The sequence below is a fragment of the Candidatus Mycolicibacterium alkanivorans genome (genome assembly GCF_022760805.1).
Lineage (GTDB): Bacteria > Actinomycetota > Actinomycetes > Mycobacteriales > Mycobacteriaceae > Mycobacterium > Mycobacterium alkanivorans.
On the sequence record NZ_JAIVFL010000001.1, the window covers coordinates 2,682,076 to 2,700,688 of the forward strand.

The 18,613-nt window shown below is 64.9% G+C and carries 17 protein-coding genes; 6 read left to right on the plus strand and 11 right to left on the minus strand.

The window, feature by feature from the left end:
- Positions 1-102 precede the first annotated feature (102 nt).
- The 8 genes from K9U37_RS20545 to K9U37_RS13315 form a co-directional block, all read right to left on the minus strand.
- The gene (locus K9U37_RS20545; protein ID WP_372489514.1) at positions 103-432 is read right to left on the minus strand and encodes an ATP-binding cassette domain-containing protein; all 330 of its coding nucleotides are present in this window, start codon (positions 430-432) and stop codon (positions 103-105) included.
- 432 nt (positions 433-864) lie between these two features.
- Positions 865-1,611 (minus strand): FadR/GntR family transcriptional regulator, encoded by a 747-nt coding sequence (locus K9U37_RS13285; RefSeq protein WP_243072083.1) that lies wholly within the window; start codon positions 1,609-1,611, stop codon positions 865-867.
- A gap of 98 nt (positions 1,612-1,709) precedes the next feature.
- A complete protein-coding gene (locus K9U37_RS13290; RefSeq protein ID WP_243072084.1) occupies positions 1,710-3,428 on the minus strand; it encodes a methylmalonyl-CoA mutase family protein in 1,719 nt (572 codons plus the stop codon).
- The gene (gene meaB, locus K9U37_RS13295; RefSeq protein ID WP_243072085.1) at positions 3,425-4,420 is read right to left on the minus strand and encodes a methylmalonyl Co-A mutase-associated GTPase MeaB; all 996 of its coding nucleotides are present in this window, start codon (positions 4,418-4,420) and stop codon (positions 3,425-3,427) included. Before meaB ends, K9U37_RS13290 begins: the two co-directional genes overlap by 4 nt.
- The gene (locus K9U37_RS13300; protein WP_243072086.1) at positions 4,417-5,838 is read right to left on the minus strand and encodes a phenylacetate--CoA ligase family protein; all 1,422 of its coding nucleotides are present in this window, start codon (positions 5,836-5,838) and stop codon (positions 4,417-4,419) included. Before K9U37_RS13300 ends, meaB begins: the two co-directional genes overlap by 4 nt.
- Positions 5,838-6,260 carry a cobalamin B12-binding domain-containing protein gene (locus tag K9U37_RS13305; RefSeq protein ID WP_243072087.1) on the minus strand — a complete coding sequence of 141 codons (423 nt, stop codon included), beginning with the start codon at positions 6,258-6,260 and terminating at the stop codon, positions 5,838-5,840. Before K9U37_RS13305 ends, K9U37_RS13300 begins: the two co-directional genes overlap by 1 nt.
- A gap of 252 nt (positions 6,261-6,512) precedes the next feature.
- Entirely contained in the window at positions 6,513-7,754 is a 1,242-nt protein-coding gene (locus K9U37_RS13310; protein ID WP_243070569.1) for an IS110 family RNA-guided transposase, read from the minus strand.
- Between the two features lie 374 nt (positions 7,755-8,128).
- Positions 8,129-9,370, minus strand: coding sequence for an IS110 family RNA-guided transposase (locus K9U37_RS13315; RefSeq protein ID WP_243071834.1), 1,242 nt, complete (start codon positions 9,368-9,370; stop codon positions 8,129-8,131).
- 335 nt (positions 9,371-9,705) lie between these two features.
- On the opposite strand from K9U37_RS13315, the gene K9U37_RS13320 reads away from it, so the two are divergent.
- Entirely contained in the window at positions 9,706-10,776 is a 1,071-nt protein-coding gene (locus K9U37_RS13320; RefSeq protein ID WP_243072088.1) for a 3-hydroxyisobutyryl-CoA hydrolase, read from the plus strand.
- Here K9U37_RS13320 and cobA read toward each other — a convergent pair.
- Genes cobA through K9U37_RS13335 form a run of 3 tightly spaced genes read right to left on the minus strand, consistent with a single transcriptional unit; the run spans position 10,763 to position 13,787 of the window.
- Positions 10,763-11,968, minus strand: coding sequence for a uroporphyrinogen-III C-methyltransferase (gene cobA, locus K9U37_RS13325; protein WP_243072089.1), 1,206 nt, complete (start codon positions 11,966-11,968; stop codon positions 10,763-10,765). The two genes, K9U37_RS13320 and cobA, sit on opposite strands and share 14 nt — an antisense overlap.
- Before the next feature lie 56 nt (positions 11,969-12,024).
- A complete protein-coding gene (locus tag K9U37_RS13330; RefSeq protein WP_243072090.1) occupies positions 12,025-12,609 on the minus strand; it encodes a cob(I)yrinic acid a,c-diamide adenosyltransferase in 585 nt (194 codons plus the stop codon).
- A complete protein-coding gene (locus tag K9U37_RS13335) occupies positions 12,606-13,787 on the minus strand; it encodes an acetyl-CoA C-acetyltransferase (protein ID WP_243072091.1) in 1,182 nt (393 codons plus the stop codon). Before K9U37_RS13335 ends, K9U37_RS13330 begins: the two co-directional genes overlap by 4 nt.
- A gap of 207 nt (positions 13,788-13,994) precedes the next feature.
- Here K9U37_RS13335 and K9U37_RS13340 point away from each other — a divergent pair, with 207 nt between their 5' ends.
- From K9U37_RS13340 to bluB, 5 genes are read left to right on the plus strand one after another with little or no spacing between them, the layout of a single operon-like run.
- A complete protein-coding gene (locus K9U37_RS13340) occupies positions 13,995-14,936 on the plus strand; it encodes a ferredoxin-like domain-containing protein (protein ID WP_243072092.1) in 942 nt (313 codons plus the stop codon).
- On the plus strand, positions 14,933-15,613 hold the full coding sequence (locus tag K9U37_RS13345; RefSeq protein WP_243072093.1) for a precorrin-8X methylmutase: 681 nt from the start codon (positions 14,933-14,935) through the stop codon (positions 15,611-15,613). Before K9U37_RS13340 ends, K9U37_RS13345 begins: the two co-directional genes overlap by 4 nt.
- On the plus strand, positions 15,610-17,136 hold the full coding sequence (locus tag K9U37_RS13350) for a precorrin-2 C(20)-methyltransferase (RefSeq protein WP_243072094.1): 1,527 nt from the start codon (positions 15,610-15,612) through the stop codon (positions 17,134-17,136). The genes K9U37_RS13345 and K9U37_RS13350 overlap by 4 nt, the downstream gene beginning before the upstream one ends.
- Positions 17,133-17,933 (plus strand): cobalt-precorrin-4/precorrin-4 C(11)-methyltransferase, encoded by an 801-nt coding sequence (locus tag K9U37_RS13355; protein ID WP_243072095.1) that lies wholly within the window; start codon positions 17,133-17,135, stop codon positions 17,931-17,933. Before K9U37_RS13350 ends, K9U37_RS13355 begins: the two co-directional genes overlap by 4 nt.
- On the plus strand, positions 17,930-18,595 hold the full coding sequence (gene bluB, locus K9U37_RS13360) for a 5,6-dimethylbenzimidazole synthase (RefSeq protein ID WP_243072096.1): 666 nt from the start codon (positions 17,930-17,932) through the stop codon (positions 18,593-18,595). Before K9U37_RS13355 ends, bluB begins: the two co-directional genes overlap by 4 nt.
- Positions 18,596-18,613 lie beyond the last annotated feature (18 nt).

Genomic DNA, 18,613 nt, shown 5'->3' on the forward strand with positions numbered 1-18,613 from the left:
GGATATCTGCCGTGTCGAGCGCGTGTACATCGCTTTGACCGCGATACGTAGTTGCTGAGGCGTTGTTGGATTTGCCGCCGGGAGGCAGAATGCCGTCGGCCATCAGCTCCCCGTGAGGGCCACCAGCCAACGAACGCGTAACTGCGCTCCACTCAACAGATCTCCGTCGGCAAAGATCGACGATGGAGGGCCCTGACGAGCCACTCCCCTCCTCATGATCGCGACGGAGTCAGCCCACTCCAGTGCCAATGTGGTGTCATGGGTCGATAGCGCTACGGTCGTGCCCGCCCTTCCCAATCTGGCTGAAGTCGCGAAAAGGGCCTCGATGCCGGCTGGATCGATGCCGGCGGTTGGCTCATCCAGCAGGAGCACACAGGGTCGCATTGCGACGGCCCCTGCGATGGCGCCCCGTTTTCGCTGCCCGAACGACAACTGGTGGGTGAGTGGTGATGCCGCCGTGTCCGAGCAGTAGCTCTTGAAAGAGCAGGACGACGGCGCCTAGGAACGCCATGACCGAGGGCCGGAACAACACCGCGCCCAGGCCCAGTACCGGTGGGATGGCTTCGAGCTGCCGGTTAGCGATGGCAACTTGATGGCCGACAAGACGAACGTGAACACGCCGGCTGCGGTGTAACAACAGGCGTCATTCGAGCCGTTCTCGGGCTTCGCAGCACTACCGCCCGCACACCGGGGATGGCAAACGACGTCGCCGCGACGGTCCACGCGGTGGCGTGCAGGGGTGGCAGAAATCCCTCAGGGATATGCGTGACGACACGCTCCGTTTCCCGTGTGGGATCCACAGTGAGGTCGCCCTAGACCTCCCGCAGTGTGGTTGGCTGTCTCGTTCTGAGTGTCCAGCTTCGGTTAGCCGGCCCACTTCATGTCACTGAATCCGACGGAGCGGTAGAAGCCGCGGATGTGTTCGCTGACCAGCGCCGCAGCCTGCGCGCCGTCACCCGCTGCGATGGCTTCGACGATGGCTGCGTGTTCGTCGGTGAGCACCGTCATGGTCGCGACGGGGTCTTCGAGTGTCTCGAATGCGGTCACCATCGCTTGGCGCAGGGCTTCTCGTAGCGCCGCCATGAGCACAGCAGCCAGGGCGTTGCCGGAAGCTCGCACGATGTGCACGTGGAACGCGGCGTCGAGGTCGTTGTAGGAGGCCGTGGTGTGGACTCCGCGCATGTCGTCGATCAGCCCCCGCAGCGTGGCGATGTCATCGCTGGTGGCGCTCTGTGCTGCCTTGCGTGCTGCGGGCCCTTCGATCAGCAGGCGGATCTCGACGAGATCCTCCTGAGTGAACGAGGCCAGTTGCAGATGGATTCGTAGCACCATCGCCATCCCGGCGATGCTGTCTTTGACGATCATCGATCCTGACGTGGGTCCCGAACCTGTTCCTGCTTCGACGACCCCGATGGCTTCGAGGATCCGCAGAGCTTCCCGGACCGCACCGCGGCTGACGCCGAGTGCCTCGGCGAACTGCCGTTCAGCGGGCAGCCGGTCGCCCGCCTTCAACGTTCCGGCGATCAGGCGACTCTCGATCTCGGCCACGACCTGCTCGTGCGCGCGTAAGCGCGGGATGGGCTTCCATTGCGACGGAATTTCCTCGACCACCTCGCACCTCACTTCTGTGAGCAACAAATTCGTCTCCCCCGATGGTACCGACCACACCTTGGTTTATCCGTGTCGTGGTCGGCCATCACGGCGAGCCGTCAGAACACCGGTGTCTCTTGGTAGCTGCCGAACACCTCCCGCAAGGCACCGGTGATCTCTCCCATGGAAAGATGCGCCCGGACGGCTTCGATGGTCGCGGGCATCAGGTTGGCGTTCTCGTCGCGCGCCACCGCCAGCAGAGTGTCGAGCGCAGCTTGCGCGCGTTGCGGGTCGCGGTCGGCTCGGGTCTGCTTGAGCCGCCGAATTTGGCGCGCTTCGGACTCTGGATCGAGCTTGTGGATCTCGATTTTCTGGTCTTCGGTTTCATCGACATATTTATTGACGCCGATCACCGGCCGATCACCGCTGGCTTTGCGCTTGGCGTAGTCGTAGGCGGTGTCGGAGATCTCCTTCTGGAAGAAACCTTGTTCGATGGCAGGCACGACGCCGCCCATCGCCTCGACCTTGTCCATGTATTCCTGGATGCCTTTTTCGATCTCGTCGGTCAGGGCTTCCACGTAGTACGAACCGCCCAGCGGGTCGATCACATTGGGGACGTTCGTCTCGTCGGCGATGATCTGCTGGGTCCGTAGGGCGAGCTTCATCGCCATCTCGCTGGGAATCGTGTAGGCCTCGTCGAGTCCGTTGGTGTGGATCGACTGGGCGCCACCGAGGACCGCCGAGAGGGCCTGCAGTGCGGTGCGGACGATGTTCACCATGGGTTGGGGCTTGGTCAGCGTGGCGGCGGCGGTCTGGGCGTGGAAGCGCAGCCGCATCGAGTTCGCCTTCTTGGCCCCGAAGTGCTCCTTCATCATCTTCGCGTAATACCGGCGAACGGCCCGGAACTTGGCGACCTCTTCGAACAAGTCGGCCTGGGAGACAAAGAAGAACGACAGCCGCGAGGCGAAAGTGTCGACGTCGATACCGGCCTTGATGACATCCTCGACGTAGGCCTTGGTGATGGCCATCGTGAAGGCGACCTCTTGCAGAGCGTTTCCGCCGGCCTCGCTGATGTGATACCCGCTGATGTTGACCGGGTTGTAGCGGGCCATGTTCTCGGCTCCGTAGGCGATGCAATCGCGGACGATGCGCATGCTTGGGCGCACGGGGAAGACCCATTCCTTCTGCGCGACATACTCTTTGAGGATGTCGTTCTGGATGGTCCCGGACAGCTTGTTGAGGTCCATGCCGCGGTCTTCCGCGACCGCGACGTACATCGCCAGCAGGATCCACGCCGACGGGTTGATGGTCATCGACACCGAGATGTTCTCCAGGTCGATACCGTCGAACAGAGCTGCCATGTCAGGCAGGACGTCGATCGCCACTCCCTCGCGGCCGACCTCGCCAAGGCTCATCTCGTCATCGCTGTCCAGACCCATCAGCGTCGGCATGTCGAAGTCCACCGACAGACCGGTCTGGCCCTGGGCGATGAGGTACTGGAAGCGCTTGTTGGTTTCCTCGGCCTGTCCGAAGCCCGCGATCTGACGCATCGTCCACTTACGGCCGCGGTACATCGTCGGGTACGGACCGCGGGTGTAGGGAAATTGACCCGGGAGACCGATCTCGTCATAGCTTTCGGGAAGATCCTGCGGGCCGTAGACCCGCTTGACGGGCATTCCGACCCCGGTCAGGTAGCTCTCTCTGGACTCGGGAGCGCGGGCGACGAACTCGGCGAGCTCGTGGCTCTCCCACTGCTCGAGTTCCGCCTGGGCGCGCTTACGCAGTGCGTCGGTGGCGAGGCGCAGTTCCTCTGGGGTCGAGTGGTCATCGGCGGTCATGATTGTCCTTTTCCATTGATGTCGGTTGGGTCTACGGCCATGGCGGTCAGCAGCCGGGCGGCGGCTTGGCGCGGTTCGTCCGTGCGGGCGATGAGCGCGTCGACGGCTGCGTCGAATTCGCGATGTCCCGATCGCAGTGTCGCAGCGATCAGTGTTTCTGCTGCCCAACGGATTCGGGTTGCCGCGTTGCGGCGTTCGACGTCACGCATGGCACCGTTGTCGGTCATCCAGTGGCGGTGCTCAGCGGTCTTGTCCAGCAGCTCAGGGACGCCATCGCCGTCAGAGGCGGTGGTCTTGAGGATCGGTACGTCCCACTTGCCGGCCAGCCCGTGAGCCAGTCGCAGCGACTCCCGCAGCTGTTTGACCGTCAGGTCGGCGCCCGGGCGGTCCGCCTTGTTGACCACGTGGATGTCGGCGATCTCGATCAGTCCAGCTTTGATCGCCTGAATGTCATCACCGAGACCGGGGACGCTGACGACGAGCACCGTGTGGGCCACGCTGATGACGTCGACTTCGGCTTGCCCGACACCGACCGTTTCGAGGATGACGACATCAAAGCCCGCGGCGTCGAGCAAGACGATGCCGTCGAGCACGGCCCGCGAGAGCCCGCCGGTGGCGCCCCGCGATGCCATCGACCGGATGAAGATGTCTTTGTTTCCTGCATGTTCGGTCATGCGGATGCGGTCGCCCAGGATCGCGCCCCCGGAGTAGGCACTGGAGGGGTCGACCGCCAGGATTGCCACCCGCGAGCCCCGGGCGACGTATTCGCGTGCCATCGCGGTCACCAGTGTGCTTTTTCCGCTGCCTGCCGGACCGGTGATACCGACGACGTGGGCCTGTCCGCTGTCCTTCCAGATTTCCGCCAGCAGTTCCGATGCTGCCTCGGCACGGCTTTCGACCAGGGTCAGACCGCGGGCCAGGGAGACCTGCGAGCCCGCCCGGATGCGATCGGCCATGGCCACGACCGGTGAGGGGGTCGCGACCTGACTCATGACGAACTCCCCTGCCCCAGGGAGTCGAAGAGGTGGCGATCGTCGATGACGCGGCGGGCCTTGAAATCGGTGCGTTCGAACGTGGCGGGCTGTACCGTCACGACTTTCGCTCCCACTCCGAGGACTGTACGAAGGTCCTCGCTGACCCGCTTGACCCAGACATCCTCTGCGACAGTTGTTTTCGCGGCATCAAATTCGACCTGGACGAGCAGTTCGTCCATCGTGCCGGTTCGGGAGATGACGATGCGGTGTTCGCCGCCGTATCCCTCGGCGCTCATCACCACGTCGTCGATCGCGTTGGGCTGCACGTTCTCGCCGCGGATTTGGAACATGTCGTCGATGCGGCCGTAGATGCCCTTGGGCAGAAATGGGTATGTGCGGCCGCGGGAGGAGTCGGGCGCTTCCCACCGGGTGAGGTCGTTGGACAGCAGTCGGATCATCGGCTGTGAGGTGCGCTCGAGCGTCGTGTAGACGGGTGTGCCCTCGGAACCGTAAGGCACGCGCGTCATCGACGTGGGGTCACACACCTCGGTGTACACCAAATCCTGCCAGGTGAACACGCCCGGCTCGTTCGACGCGGCGCCAAGCGACATCCACGGCGCGACTTCACCCATACTGCCGGAGTCGTAGACCTCGACGTCGAACGCATCGATGATCCGCTGCCGGATCGCCGGGACGCTCGCCCCTGGTTCGCCCGAGAAGAACATCTTGCGCAGGCCCAGAGCGCGCGGATCAATGTCGTTATCGCGAGCAACCTCGGCCAGACGCAGCGCGTAAGAGGGCGTGCCGTAGAACACCGTCGCACGCATCTGGCGCATCCACTGCAGCGTCCGCAGACTCTGCCCCTGCACACCGGCACCGAACGGGAACACTGCGGCGCCCAGGCGTTCCGCGCCGCTGTAGGCACCCCACGAGCCCCAATACTGTGTCAGCGGGGAACCGATCAGCACGACGTCCTCGGGCCGGATCCCCATGCCCCACATGATGCGGGCATGCGCGTTCGCGATGGCGACCCAGTCACGCTGGCAGATCCCGAACGCGGTCGGACGCCCGGTGGTTCCCGACGTGCCCTTGATGTGGGTGACCTCGACGGGATCAACGCAGAGATAGCTGCCGTACGGTTGGTGGGCGGCCTGGTCGGTGCGCAGTTCATCTTTGTAGATCACCGGAACTTGCTCAAACGCCTCCAGTGACGTGATGTCGCCGGGTTCCAGACCGGCCTCGGACCACTTGCGGCGGTAGAACGGTGCGTGTTCCCAGGCGTAAGCCATCAGCTGCTGTATGCGTCCAAGGATCGCCTCGTCGCGCTGCTCGGGGTCCATCGTCTCGCGGACCGGAAACCAGTGTTGTTGCCCGGCCGGTGGCCGGTACCCCGCATCATAGGACGGCGGCCAGCTCCAAGACTCCATCTGTGCCATCAGGAGCTCGCCTCCACCGCGGCGGCCGCCTTGATGACCTCGACGATTTTCTCCGGGGTGGTGTCTTGGCCGAGGACCGCGGCGACGCCCATCTTCTGCAGTTCGATCTCATCCTCATCGGGCATCACGCCGCCGGCCACGATCGCAAAGCGCGGGCGCTCGTCCATCTGATCGAGAATCTCGAAGATCTTGGTGAAGATCGGCATGTGGGCGCCCGACAGCAGACTCACGCCGAGCACGTCGACGTCCTCCTGGCTGGCGGCTTCGACGACCTGAGCCGGGCTGCGATGCAGGCCGGTGTAGATCACCTCCATGCCGGCGTCTCGCAGGGTGCGGGCGACGACCTTGACACCACGGTCGTGTCCGTCGAGTCCGATCTTCGCCAGCATCACTCGGATGGGCAGCACCGACGGTTGGTTCATGAATTTGCCTATTCTGTGGGACGACCAAACTGTGGTTCTACCATAGACGCGGTAACGTGATGTGTGCAACACCCGAGGGCTGATTTTGATCGCGCCCACAGCAGCCCGGCGGTCGTCGCGTGCGACGATCAGGCGGCCTCGGGCAGTATCTCTCTCTCTCTCACGAAAATTCACGTGACCACAGCTGGTGAGGCGTGCGTGGGTGACTCGCCAGCTGTGGCGGGTGGGGTGATCGAGGTTGGCGCGTTGTTGTTATGCGGTGTTGGTGAGGGGTTGGAGGCTGACTCGGTAGCCGAGGGATTCGAGCTGACTGATCGCGTGTGCCTTGGTTTTGGCTGGGATACGGCGGGTGAAGTAGTCGGCGCCGGGATCACGGTAGAACTCGCCGTTGGTGAGCATGTTCCACACCGCCACGAGGATGGAATGTTCGAGTGCAACAAGTGCTTTCATCGGACCTCGACGGGCGGCGATACGCCGGTATTTGGCTGAGAGGTAGGTTCCCTTCGAGCGGGACGCGGCTAGCGCGGCAGTCCCGAGGGCCCCTTTCAAATACCGGTTTCCGTGCCGGGTTTTGGTCGACTTCACCTTGCCCGCGGACTCGTTGGATCCGGGTGCGGTGCCCGCCCACGACGCCAGATGCCCGGCGGTGGCAAATACGCTCATGTCGGCGCCGGTCTCGGCGAGCAGCACCTCAGCGACGATCCTTGAGACGCCCGGGATGCTCGTCAGCAGTTCCCGGGCCGCCGCTAAAGGTGTCACCGCCACGCCGATCCTGTCATCGAGGTCGGCTAACGCCTGCCCGTACTGGTCGATCAGATTCAGGTGCATCCTGATCAAGTATCCGTGGTGGGGGGTGAACCGGCCGGTCAGCGCCTCGGTGAGGGTCGGGATCTTCGAGCGCATCCGGCGTTGGGCCAGATCTGCCATCGCCGCCGGCCCCGACTGGCCCGCGATGAGGGCCTCCAGCATCGCCCTGCCCGAGACTCCCATGATGTCGGTGGCGACCGAGGACAGTTTGATGCCGGCGTCCTCGAGGACTTTCTCGATGCGCTGCACCTGCCGTGCGCGGTCGCGGGTCAGGGTGGTGCGGGCGCGGGTGAGATCGCGTAGTTCCCGGATTGGTTGGGGCGGCACCAGCGATCCGCGTAGCAACCCGTGCGCACCCAAATCGGCCAGCCAGGCAGCATCGGAGACATCGGTCTTGCGGCCCGGCATGTTGCGGGCGTCGTGGGCGTTGACCAGCATCACCGTCAGGGTGTCTTCGAGGAGGTAGAAGTACGGCTTCCAATAATCGCCCGTCGCTTCCATCACCACACAGTTGACCCTTTGGTCGAGCAGGTGCTCACGCAACGCCAGGATCTGACCCGACATCGCACCCCACGTCGTCACCGTGGCCGATGTCGGTGTGCTCCCAGAGCCTTGGACCCGGACGCAGACTTTGGCGTCCCTCTTTGAGATATCTATTCCCGCGCACCGCGGATGTATCACTTCCATCGCCGATCACCTCAGCATTCCCATTGCAGTTTCATTGCAGGCGTGTGGGTTACGGGGAGGGCGGGGGTAAAACAGAAATCTCTCACTCGTGCTCGAAGGCAACACTCCACGGTCCCCGCGGATGACGATCATGCCCTCCACCACCATGCTGACACGCAGGCTCACCGGCACCACAGGCTGATCGGGGTTGGCCGCAACACACACCTGGAAAGCCTGCACCCTTCACGCGGTATCACGCCAGAGTCGGCGTCGACCATCGGCACAGGTGAGGTCGCCACCATTTTCCGTCCCCACGGAGGGGCCAGCGCAGCGCCCCTGAATTGCTGACACGAAAATTGGGTGACCACAACGGGTGACCCTGCTTGTTTGGCGGGTTATGCAGACTGGGTGAGTGGTTCCAGTGTGACTCGGTAGCCGAGGGATTCGAGTTGGTTGATTGCCCGGGATTTGGTTCGGGCGGGCTGGTGGGCGGTGTAGTAGTTCGCGCCGGGGTCGCGGTAGAAGTCGCCGTTGGTGAGCATGTTGTGGGCGGCGGTGATCATGGCGTGTTCGATGGCGACGATGGCGCGCATCGGGCCGCGTCGGGTGGCGATGCGCTTGTATTTGGCGGACAAGTAGGTGTTCTTGGAGCGGGCTGCGGACAGCGCGGCGATTCCGAGGACGCCCTTGAGGTAGCGGTTGCCGGGCCGGGTTTTGGTGGATTTGACCCGTCCGGCGGACTCGTTGGAACCGGGCGAGACTCCCGCCCAGGATGCCAGATGCCCGGCGGTGGGGAACACGCTCATGTCGCCGCCGGTTTCGGCGATGAACACTTCAGCGACGATCCGGGAGAATCCCGGGATGCTCATCAGCAGGTCCCGGGCCGGGAGAAAAGGTTCCATCGCCGCCTCGATGCGCTCATCGAGTCGACCGATGTCGGCGGTGTGGGCGTCGATGCGGTCCAGAAACAGTCGCGCCATGAACGCGTGGTGGTCGTTGAAGCGTCCGGTCAGCGCTTCGGTCAAGGCCGGGATCTTCGAGCGCAGCCGGCGCCGGGCCAGATCGGCCAGGGCAGCGGGGTCACGCTGGCCCGCGATCAGCGCTTCGAGCATCGCCCGGCCCGAGACGCCGGTGATGTCGGTGGCCACCGAGGACAGTTTGATGCCGGCGTCTTCGAGCAGTTTCTCCAGTCGCTGCACCTCGCGGGTGCGTTCGCGGGTGATCACGGTGCGGGCGCGGGTCAGATCGCGCAACGCCCGGATCGGCGCCGGAGGCACGAACGACGCCTTCACCAGCCCGTGGGCGCCCAGATCGGCCAGCCACGCGGCATCGGAGACGTCGGTTTTGCGGCCGGGTAGGCCTCGCACCGAGGCGGCGTTGACCAGCACCACGTCGAGTTCGTCGTCGAGCAGGTAGTAGAACGGTTTCCAATAGTCGCTGGTGGACTCGATCACTACGCAGCTGACCTTGGCTGCCACCAGGTGCTCACGTAGCGCCAGGATCTGGCTGGTCGTCGCGCCCCAGGTCGTCACCGTCGCTGCGGTGGCCCGCCGGCCGTGGCCTTGCACCCGGATGCAGACCTTGGCGTCCTTCTTCGAGCAGTCGATCCCCGCGCACCGCGGGTGCATCACATCCATCACCCATCACCTCAATCTGATGTACCGTAATTCCTTGTTGTGGAGGGTGTTTCGGGGAGGGCGGGAGTGAAACAGGAATCTGACACTCGTGCTCGACGGCAACATTCCACGGTTCCCGTGGACAAGATGTGCCCTCCACCCCAAGCTAGCCTGCGGGCTCACATGGCAACATAGAGCGACCGGGGTCGACCGAAACACTCCATCAGCATCAACCCGGGCCACCGCTGAGACAACCCCGTACCCGACCGGCGGACGAGCAGCAAATTTTCGCCCACCACGGCGGGGCGCAGCCCCTCAAAAGCTAGCCAGAAAAGTGCAAACCAGTTAGGACACGCATGATTTCGCAGGCATTCGGGGAGCCCTCGCTGCAGCGCCAGGGGCGATTGGGCATGATTACGTTGCGCAAACCAGCGTCGATCAATGCGATCGGGCCAGAGGACATCGCCGCCATCACCACGGCGCTGCGGAGCGCAGTGGCGGACCCGGCCGTCGAGACGGTCCTGATCCGGGGGGAAGGGCACCGCGGATTCTGCGCGGGCGGCGACATCAAACGCGTCCACCACATGATCACCTCAGGCCGGCTAGATCAGCTTGCGGCCTTTTGGTCCGAGGAATACCGCCTGGACCACTTGATTTCCACCTGTCCCAAGCCGGTGGTGTCGATCGCACACGGGCTGAGCCTGGGGGGTGGGGTGGGCTTGGCGTCACATGCCGCGTATCGGGTGGTCACCGACTCGACCCGGATGGGTATGCCCGAGGTACTTATCGGTTTGTCACCCGATATCGGGGGTCTGTGGCTGTATTCACGAGCGCCAGGGCATACCGGAGTCTTTGCTGCGCTCACCGCTGTACACCTCAGTGCTGGCGACGCGCTCTATATGGGGCTCGCCGATCACTACCTGCCCGATGATCAGATCGACACGCTGATCGACCGGCTGCATCGCCTGCCTCCAGCAGAGGCACTGGCCGGGTTCGACCATCAGCCGGTCCCGTCGTGGGTCGCGGCGCACCGCGACGCCATCGACAAGATCTTTGGTGCGCACTCCGTTCCAGAAATCCTGGCGTTGGCCGACGCAGCCAACACCGACGCACCCGATGCCTATGCCGTGGCAGATGCCGCGGTCACGGCGTTGACCACCGGATCACCGACGGCCCTGTGTGTCACGTTCGAGGCGCTGCGCAGGGCGACGTCAATGGCAACCTTGGGGCAGTGCCTGGAGCAGGATTTGCGGGTCGGCCAGCATTGTTCGCGGCACCCGGATCTTCGAGAGGGCATCCGGGCGCGCGTTGTTGACAAGGACCGCACGCCGCACTGGCAACCAGCCGCCCTCGCCGAGGTCACGGCAGCCGACATTGACCGATTCTTCGAGCCGATCGGGACGGCCCTGCATCTCAGCGACTGGTGATGTCCGAGTTCGCACCCACCGGACGGATCATCGCTGCGGTAGACGGATCGTCCGGCGATGTTCGGTGTGGCATCGCAGCGGGGTCGAAATCCGCCACACTTCCGATGACGGTGATCGCTGGTGGCATGAGGCCTGCGACAGCGACATCTTTGGCGATAGTAGAGAGTGTGCCGCGGACGGTGCGCTGCTGGGCTAGCGTGCCGTCGGCAATGGTGACCGCCGCGGTCTCCGGTGCCATCCCATACCCAAGGAGTGCCTCGGCAATGGCAGGCAGGGTCGACACCGCCATCAAGAACACTAGGGTGGTCCCGCACCGAGCCAGCGCCTCATAGTCAACGGTGCTGGCCGGGTCATCGGGCGGCACATGGCCGGACACCACTGTGACGCCCTGGGTGACTCCCCGGTGGGTCACCGGTATCCCGGCACAGGCCGGGACGGCGAACGCTGAGGTCACCCCCGGTATCACCGACACCGGAACACCCGCGGCGACACAGGCGATCAGTTCCTCCCCGCCGCGGCCGAACAGAAAGCTGTCGCCGCCTTTGAACCGCACGACCGCGTTACCCGCTTGGGCATGCTCGATGAGGATTCGATTAATCCGCTCCTGCGGCGTTGCTTTGCCGAACGGCACCTTGCCGACATCGATGATCTTGACAGCGGGCCCCAGCCCGGCGAGGACCGATAACGGCGCCAACCGGTCAGCGACGACGACATCCGCGGCGCGCAACGCGTCGAGCCCCGCAATGGTCATTAGGCCTGGATCGCCTGGACCACCCCCGACCAAGGTCACCCGGCCCACACCGGAGACGTGGTGCTCGCCGCCGGATTCCCGGATACACCACAGACGCCGTTGCTCGCACGCGCGGGCGATCCTGCCGTCCACGGTGGCGACTTCGGTGGCCGCGATGGCCAACCACACATGCTCAAGGTCACCTTCGTCGAACTCACGCTGCTCCCAGGTGAGCAGACCGCGCCCGGCCAGATCGTCGACTGTCGCTTCAGCCTCGCGGCTGATCACGGTGACCGACGCCGCCGCATGCAGCAAAGCACCGACGTGACGTAGCGCTGCTCCACCGCCCCCGAAAACGACCACGGCGCGCCCGGCCAGGTCAACCCTCGCCCAGTAGTTCTGCCGGGAGCTGGGTTCGAAGGACAATTCGGCAGCGCCGACGCCGGTGCGTACGTCGGACATGTGATTCTCCTGGCCGCCGTGGGCTCGTTGTTCGGTCATGGTCATCGCCAGACGTCTCAGTACCGAGCTCCGCCGGGTACCCATAGCACGTCGCCATGTTCGCGATTGCTGTAGCGGGCGAAGATGAACAGCAGGTCAGACAGTCGATTTAGGTAAGTGATCGTCAGCGTGTTCATCGTGTCGGCATACTCAGCGTGCGCCCGCCAGGCTGCCCTTTCCGCGCGACGGGCGACGGTGCGCGCAACATGCAGATGCGCCGCCGCCGGGGAGCCGCCATTGAGGATGAATGACCGCAATGGCTCCAGTTGTTCGTTGAACTCATCGCACCACTTCTCCAATCGGTCAACGTAGTCCTGAGTGACCCGCAGTGGCGGATGTTTCGGATCGGGCACCACCGGTGTGCTCAGATCAGCGCCTACGTCGAAAAGGTCGTTCTGGATGTGCAGCAGCACCGCGCCGACTGCGTCATCGATCTCCGGGATGGACAGCGCGACACCGATATGCGCGTTCGTCTCGTCGACCGTGGCGTACGCCTCGAGCCGCGGGTCGAGTTTGGATGTCTCACTCAAGTCGCCCAGACGCGTCGTGCCGCTATCTCCCGTGCGGGTGTAGATGCGGGTCAGGTTCACCATCGTTGTCATGCCCCCCGCAGGATCAGGGCGTCACCCTGGCCACCCGCGCCGCACAGCGCGGCGATGCCGTAGCCAGAGCCGCGCCGCTTGAGCTCGAGCGCGACGTGCAGCGCGATCCGCGCTCCTGACATCCCGATGGGGTGCCCGACGGCGATCGCACCGCCGTGGACGTTGACTTTCTCCGGATCGATGCCCAGTTCCTTCGTCGATGCCAACGACACTGCGGCGAAGGCCTCGTTGATCTCGATGACATCCAGTTGGTCGAGCGAGATGCCCTCGCGCGCAACGGCTTTCTTGATCGCGTTGGCCGGCTGGCTCTGCAGCGTGGAATCCGGACCGGCGACCGCACCGTGCGCGCCGATCTCGACCAGCCAGTCCAGGCCCAGATCTTCTGCCTTGGCCTTGTTCATGACGACGACGGCGCACGCCCCGTCGGAGATCTGCGACGCGGATCCGGCGGTGATGGTGCCGTCCTTGCGGAAGGCCGGCTTCAGGCCGCTCAGCGATTCGGCGGTGGTGTTGGCGCGGATGCCCTCATCCTGGGCGAATTCGATGGGGTCGCCCTTGCGCTGCGGGATGCTGACCGGCACCACCTCGTCGGCGAAGACGCCGTCTTTCCACGCCGCCGCCGCCTTCTGGTGCGACGCCGCGGCGAGCTCGTCCTGCTCTGCCCTGGTGAACTTGTCGGTATCGTTGCGCTGCTCAGTGAGCGCGCCCATGGGCTGATCAGTGAAGACGTCGTACAGGCCGTCGTAGGCCAGGTGATCGCGGACGGTGACGTCGCCGTACTTGTAACCGGCCCGGCTGTCCAGCAGCAGATGCGGCGCCTTGCTCATCGATTCCTGCCCACCGGCGACCACGACCTCGAACTCGCCGGCGCGAATCAGCTGGTCGGCCAGGGCGATGGCGTCGATACCGGACAGGCACATCTTGTTGATCGTTAGCGAGGGCACGTCCCAGCCGATGCCTGCGGCGATGGCCGACTGCCGGGCCGGCATCTGGCCCGCACCTGCGGTCAGCACCTGGCCCATGATCACGTAGTCCACCAGCGACGCCGGCACCTTGGCCTTCTCCAACGCCGCCTTGATGGCGATCCCGCCGAGATTGGAACCGGAGAAGTCCTTCAGTGAACCCATCAGCTTGCCAATCGGTGTGCGCGCTCCGGACACGATGACTGAGGTCGTCATGGCCACCTCTCGTTTAGTAGACACGCCCGATCTCGTCGACCAGAGGGCGCATGAGCTGGTGTTAACCAAGGTAGTAACATCTGTGGTTGACCACAGCGTGGTTCTACCATATGTACAGTGAGGTGATCTGCGCAACAGAGTGGGAGAAAAATGGCGACGGACACAACTCGCTTATTACGCGATGCTGCACCATACGGTCCCCCACAGATGTCACCTCGTTTGCAACGAGACCCCGAGGCGGCCGAGCAGATCTTGGGACGCACCCGCCGCGATCTGTGTCCAGGCGTGTCGAGACCGTGGGTCGCCGACGACGGGCTTATGGTGCGCTTGCGGTTGGTGGGCGGCCGGCTGCCTGTTGAGGTGCTCGGCAGGCTGATGGACATCAGCCAGCAGCACGCCGACGGGCACCTATATCTCACGACGCGGGCAAACCTGCAAATCCGTGGTCTACCGGAAATTAACGGCACACTGCCCCCTGCAGTCGTGACCGCCCTGGCGGCCACCGGCCTCATACCCTCCACCACTCACGAGCTGGTGCGCAACATCCTGGTCTCACCCCAGTCCGGCATTGCCGGTGGGCGCGCGAACCTGCGTTCTGTGGCGTCGTGCCTGGATGCGGCGTTGCGCGCCGATCCGGCACTGGCGCTGCTGCCGGGCCGTTTCCTGTTCACGCTGGATGATGGCCGCGGCGATATGCTTGACAGACTGACCGGAACCGGCCGTCGCGGCACAGATTTGGGTCTCGTCGTCCTGACCGAGACCGATGTGCAACTGCGGATTGGCGACCATTGGGGCGAGGTCGTTCGGCTCGATGAAGCGGCTCTGCACCTGGCAGGATTGGCGGCCGCCTTCGTCAACGCCCGCGGACCAGCCACCTCAGCGCCATGGCACCTGCGCGAACTGGTCGCTCCCTTACGCCAGCCGATCGTGGCCGACCCCCGCGTTCCGGTGCCGACCCCACCGCTGGCTTACGGCGCAGTGTCCGGCGGCGAACACGTGTCGGTGCGTGACGGCGTCCTCACCCCTGAGTTGGCGCGAACGCTACTCGCCACGATCATTCCCAGCACTGGAAGCGAGGCCGGCGCCGAGGTCATCGTGACCCCGTGGCATGGAATCTTCGTCCCGCACATCGAGGAGGCAGCTCAATGACTGGTCCGCAGACCCACGCAATCGCGCGTCCCACCAAACGCTATGAGTACATTGACGACGGCCCGGCCATCTATGTCGAGTCGTTCGCGATGATCCGTCGCGAAGCCGACCTGTCCGCAATTCCGATCGAGGCCGAGAAATTAGCGGTTCGCATGGTGCACGGCACCGGGGAACCGGCGCTGACCAAGGACCTGGTCATCCATCCCGATTTGGTGCGCGCCAGCGCGACCGCGCTGCGAGCGGGCGCGCCCATTCTGTGCGACGCCACCATGGTCGCCACCGGTGTCACGGCGGGACGTTTGCCCGCCGGCAATGACGTGCACTGCTTCTTACACGACGCGCAAGTGCCCGGCCTCGCCCGCGCCTGGGGCACCACCCGCACCGCGGCCGCCGTCTCGTTGTGGGAGCCGTTCCTGCTCGGAGCGGTCATCGCGATCGGCAACGCCCCCACCGCGCTGTTTCACCTGCTGGAGATGATCCTCGACGGCGCGCCCCGGCCCGCCGCGATCATCGGTTGCCCAGTCGGATTCATCGGAGCGCAAGAGTCCAAGGACGCCCTCACTTCCTTCGCCGACGACCATGGCATCGACATCCCTTACGTGACCATCCGCGGGCGCCGCGGCGGGTCGGCAATCACCTCCTCGGCGCTCAATGCGTTGGCCTCGGAGGCGGAATGAGCAACAGCACCCGCGGGCGGTTCTACGGCGTCGGACTGGGACCGGGAGACCCCGAGTTGATCACCCTCAAGGCCGCCAGGATCATCGCTGAAGCCGACGTCATCGCCTATCACGCCGGGGTCAACAAGCAGTCCTACGCCCGCCGCATCGCGGCCGACCTCATCACCGCCGACGCGATCGAAGAAGAGCTGCGCTACCCGGTCACTACCGGCAGTACCGATCATCCCGGCGGGTACGCTGGTGCGCTCGCTGAGTTTTATGAGCACTCTGCTGCCCGGATGGCCGTCCACCTCGACGCAGGTCGGACGGTCGCGCTCCTGGCCGAAGGTGATCCCCTCTTCTACGGCTCTTATATGTATATGCATGACCGGTTAAGCACTCGCTACGTGACCGAAATCATCCCTGGCCTACCTGCATTCGTCGCCGCGACCGCCGCCACCGCCACACCGTTGGTGCGACAGACTGATGTGCTCACGGTGCTACCGGGAACCCTTCCGGAAGCCGAACTGGCCCGCCGCCTGGCCGATACCGACGGCGCCATCGTTATGAAGCTCGGTCGCACCTTTCCCGCCGTCCGGCGGGCGCTGGCCGCGTCAGGCCGGCTCGGGCACGCGCTGTATGTGGAGCGGGCCAGCCACGAACAACAACGCTGGCTGCCCGTGGCCGACGTCGACGAGACCTCCGTGCCCTACCTGTCCCTGATCGTCGTCAACGGCGACTCCCTCAACGGGCAGCGCTCACGAACGCCCGCTGAACAGAGCCCGGCGACAGTGCCCCCAGCTATCGGTGTGGCCGCTGAGCTCGTGGTGGTCGGTCTCGGACCCGGACCGGACGGCTGGCTAACCCCGGAGGCGGCGGCAACACTCGCCGAGGTCGATCATGTCGTCGGATACGGGCCCTACATCGCCCGCGTCCCGCAGCGGGTCGGACTACAGCGCCACGCCTCCGGCAACACCGTTGAAGTCGACCGCGCCCGCTTCGCCCTGGACCTGGCCAGCCGCGGCAAGAAAGTAGCGGTGGTCTCCGGCGGTGACGCTGGTGTATTCGGCATGGCCGCAGCAGTTTTCGAAGCCGCCGAGGACGCCCGGTACGCCCACGTCCCCATCACAGTGTTGCCCGGGGTCTCCGCGGTCCAGGCCGTCGCAGCGCGCGCAGGAGCGCCGATCGGCGCCGACTTCGCCGTGGTCAGCCTTTCTGACCGACTCAAACCGTGGTCGATAATCGAAACTCGGCTGCGGGCGATCGCCGACGCCGACCTGGTGCTCGCCATCTACAACCCAGCCTCTCGATCGCGTCCCGACCAAATCGCGATCGCCCGAAAAGTGCTGCTGGAACATCGCCGTAGCGACACCGTCGTCGTGATCGGACGCGATGTCGGCCGCGCACAGGAATCGCTGCAGATCACCACCCTCGGCGGCCTCGATACCGACACCATCGACATGAAATGTCTCCTGCTCGTGGGTGCTTCCACCACTCGCGTGACTGCGACGGGCCAAGTGTGGACGCCGCGGTGGGTGAAATGACCGGACCGATGAAACCGGTGAGTGCTGTGCAGTTCGTCGGTGCTGGACCCGGTGCGGCGGATCTGCTTACCCTGCGTGCCGCGCGATTGCTCAGCGAAGCTGATGTGGTGCTGTATCCCGGCAGCTACCTTGACGCGGCGATACTCGACATCTGCTCTCGGGCCGGCGATTTGATCGATACTCAGGATTTGAACCTCGACGCCATCATCGCCCGGATCGTGGCGGCACAGCAGGCGGGCCTGCGGGTGGTGCGCCTGGTCTCCGGCGATCCGACGCTCTACAGCGCGGTGTTCGAGCAGACCCGACGACTCGACGCGGCCGGCGTGCCGTGGTCGGTCACACCAGGCGTTCCAGCCTATGCTGCGGCGGCGGCCCGGGTCGGCCGGGAACTGACCGTCCCGTTGGTCACCCAGTCGGTAGTACTCACGCGCACCCAGCAACGGTCGACCCCGATGCCAGAATCTGAGTCATTGGCGGCGTTCGCGGCGACCCGAGCGACCTTGGTGCTTCATCTGGCCATCACCCGTATCCGCCTGATCATGGCCGAGCTCACGTCGTCGCACGGACCGGACTGCCCTGTTGTGGTGGTGTACCGCGCTTCTCAGCCACAAGAACTTGTCCTGCGCGGCACGGTGGTCGATATCGCCGATCAGGTCGAGGCGGCCGGGCTGCGCCAGGCCGCAGTCATTCTCGTGGGCCGCGCCCTCGCCGATCGCCCGGACCCCTGCGGGGGCGACAGTCATCTCTACGACCCCTGCCGCGACCGCTCAGCACAGCAGACAGGTGAGCGGGGATGACGACGCCGATGAGGACCGCTGTTCCCCCCTCTGCCCTGCGCAACCTCTACGACGTGATCTACCGGCGGCGTGACACCCGCCGGGAGTTCAGTGGTGACCCAGTGACCGCCGACGTACTCGACCGGGTGCTGTCGGCCGCTCACGCGGCGCCGTCGGTAGGGATGTCCCAGCCCTGGGATTTCATCCTCGTCCGATCGCCCGGGACTCTGGCGGCTTTTCGCGACCATGTCGCCGCAGAGCGCGACATCTTTGCCACCTCGCTCAACAGTGAACGGGCCGAAACCTTTTCCCGAATCAAGATCGAGGGCATCAGCGAATCAGGTCTTGGCATCGTTGTCGGCTATGACCCCACCCGCGGCGGCCCGCAGGTTCTGGGAAGACACGCCATCGCCGACGCCGGGCTGTACTCGGTGATCTGCGCAATTCAGAATCTGTGGCTCGCCGCCACCGCCGAAGGGCTCGGTGTCGGGTGGGTGTCGTTCTACCGCGAGGAGTTCTTGCGCTCACTGGTGGCAATGCCCCCGCACGTGCGTCCCGTCGCGTGGTTATGTGTTGGCCAGGTGGCCGGCCTGCCCGACGTCCCCGACCTCGAGCATCACGGCTGGCGCGGACGTTGTCCCCTGCAGGCCGTCGTGCACGAAGAGCGCTACACCGCGCGGTGACAAAGGATTTCGATGATC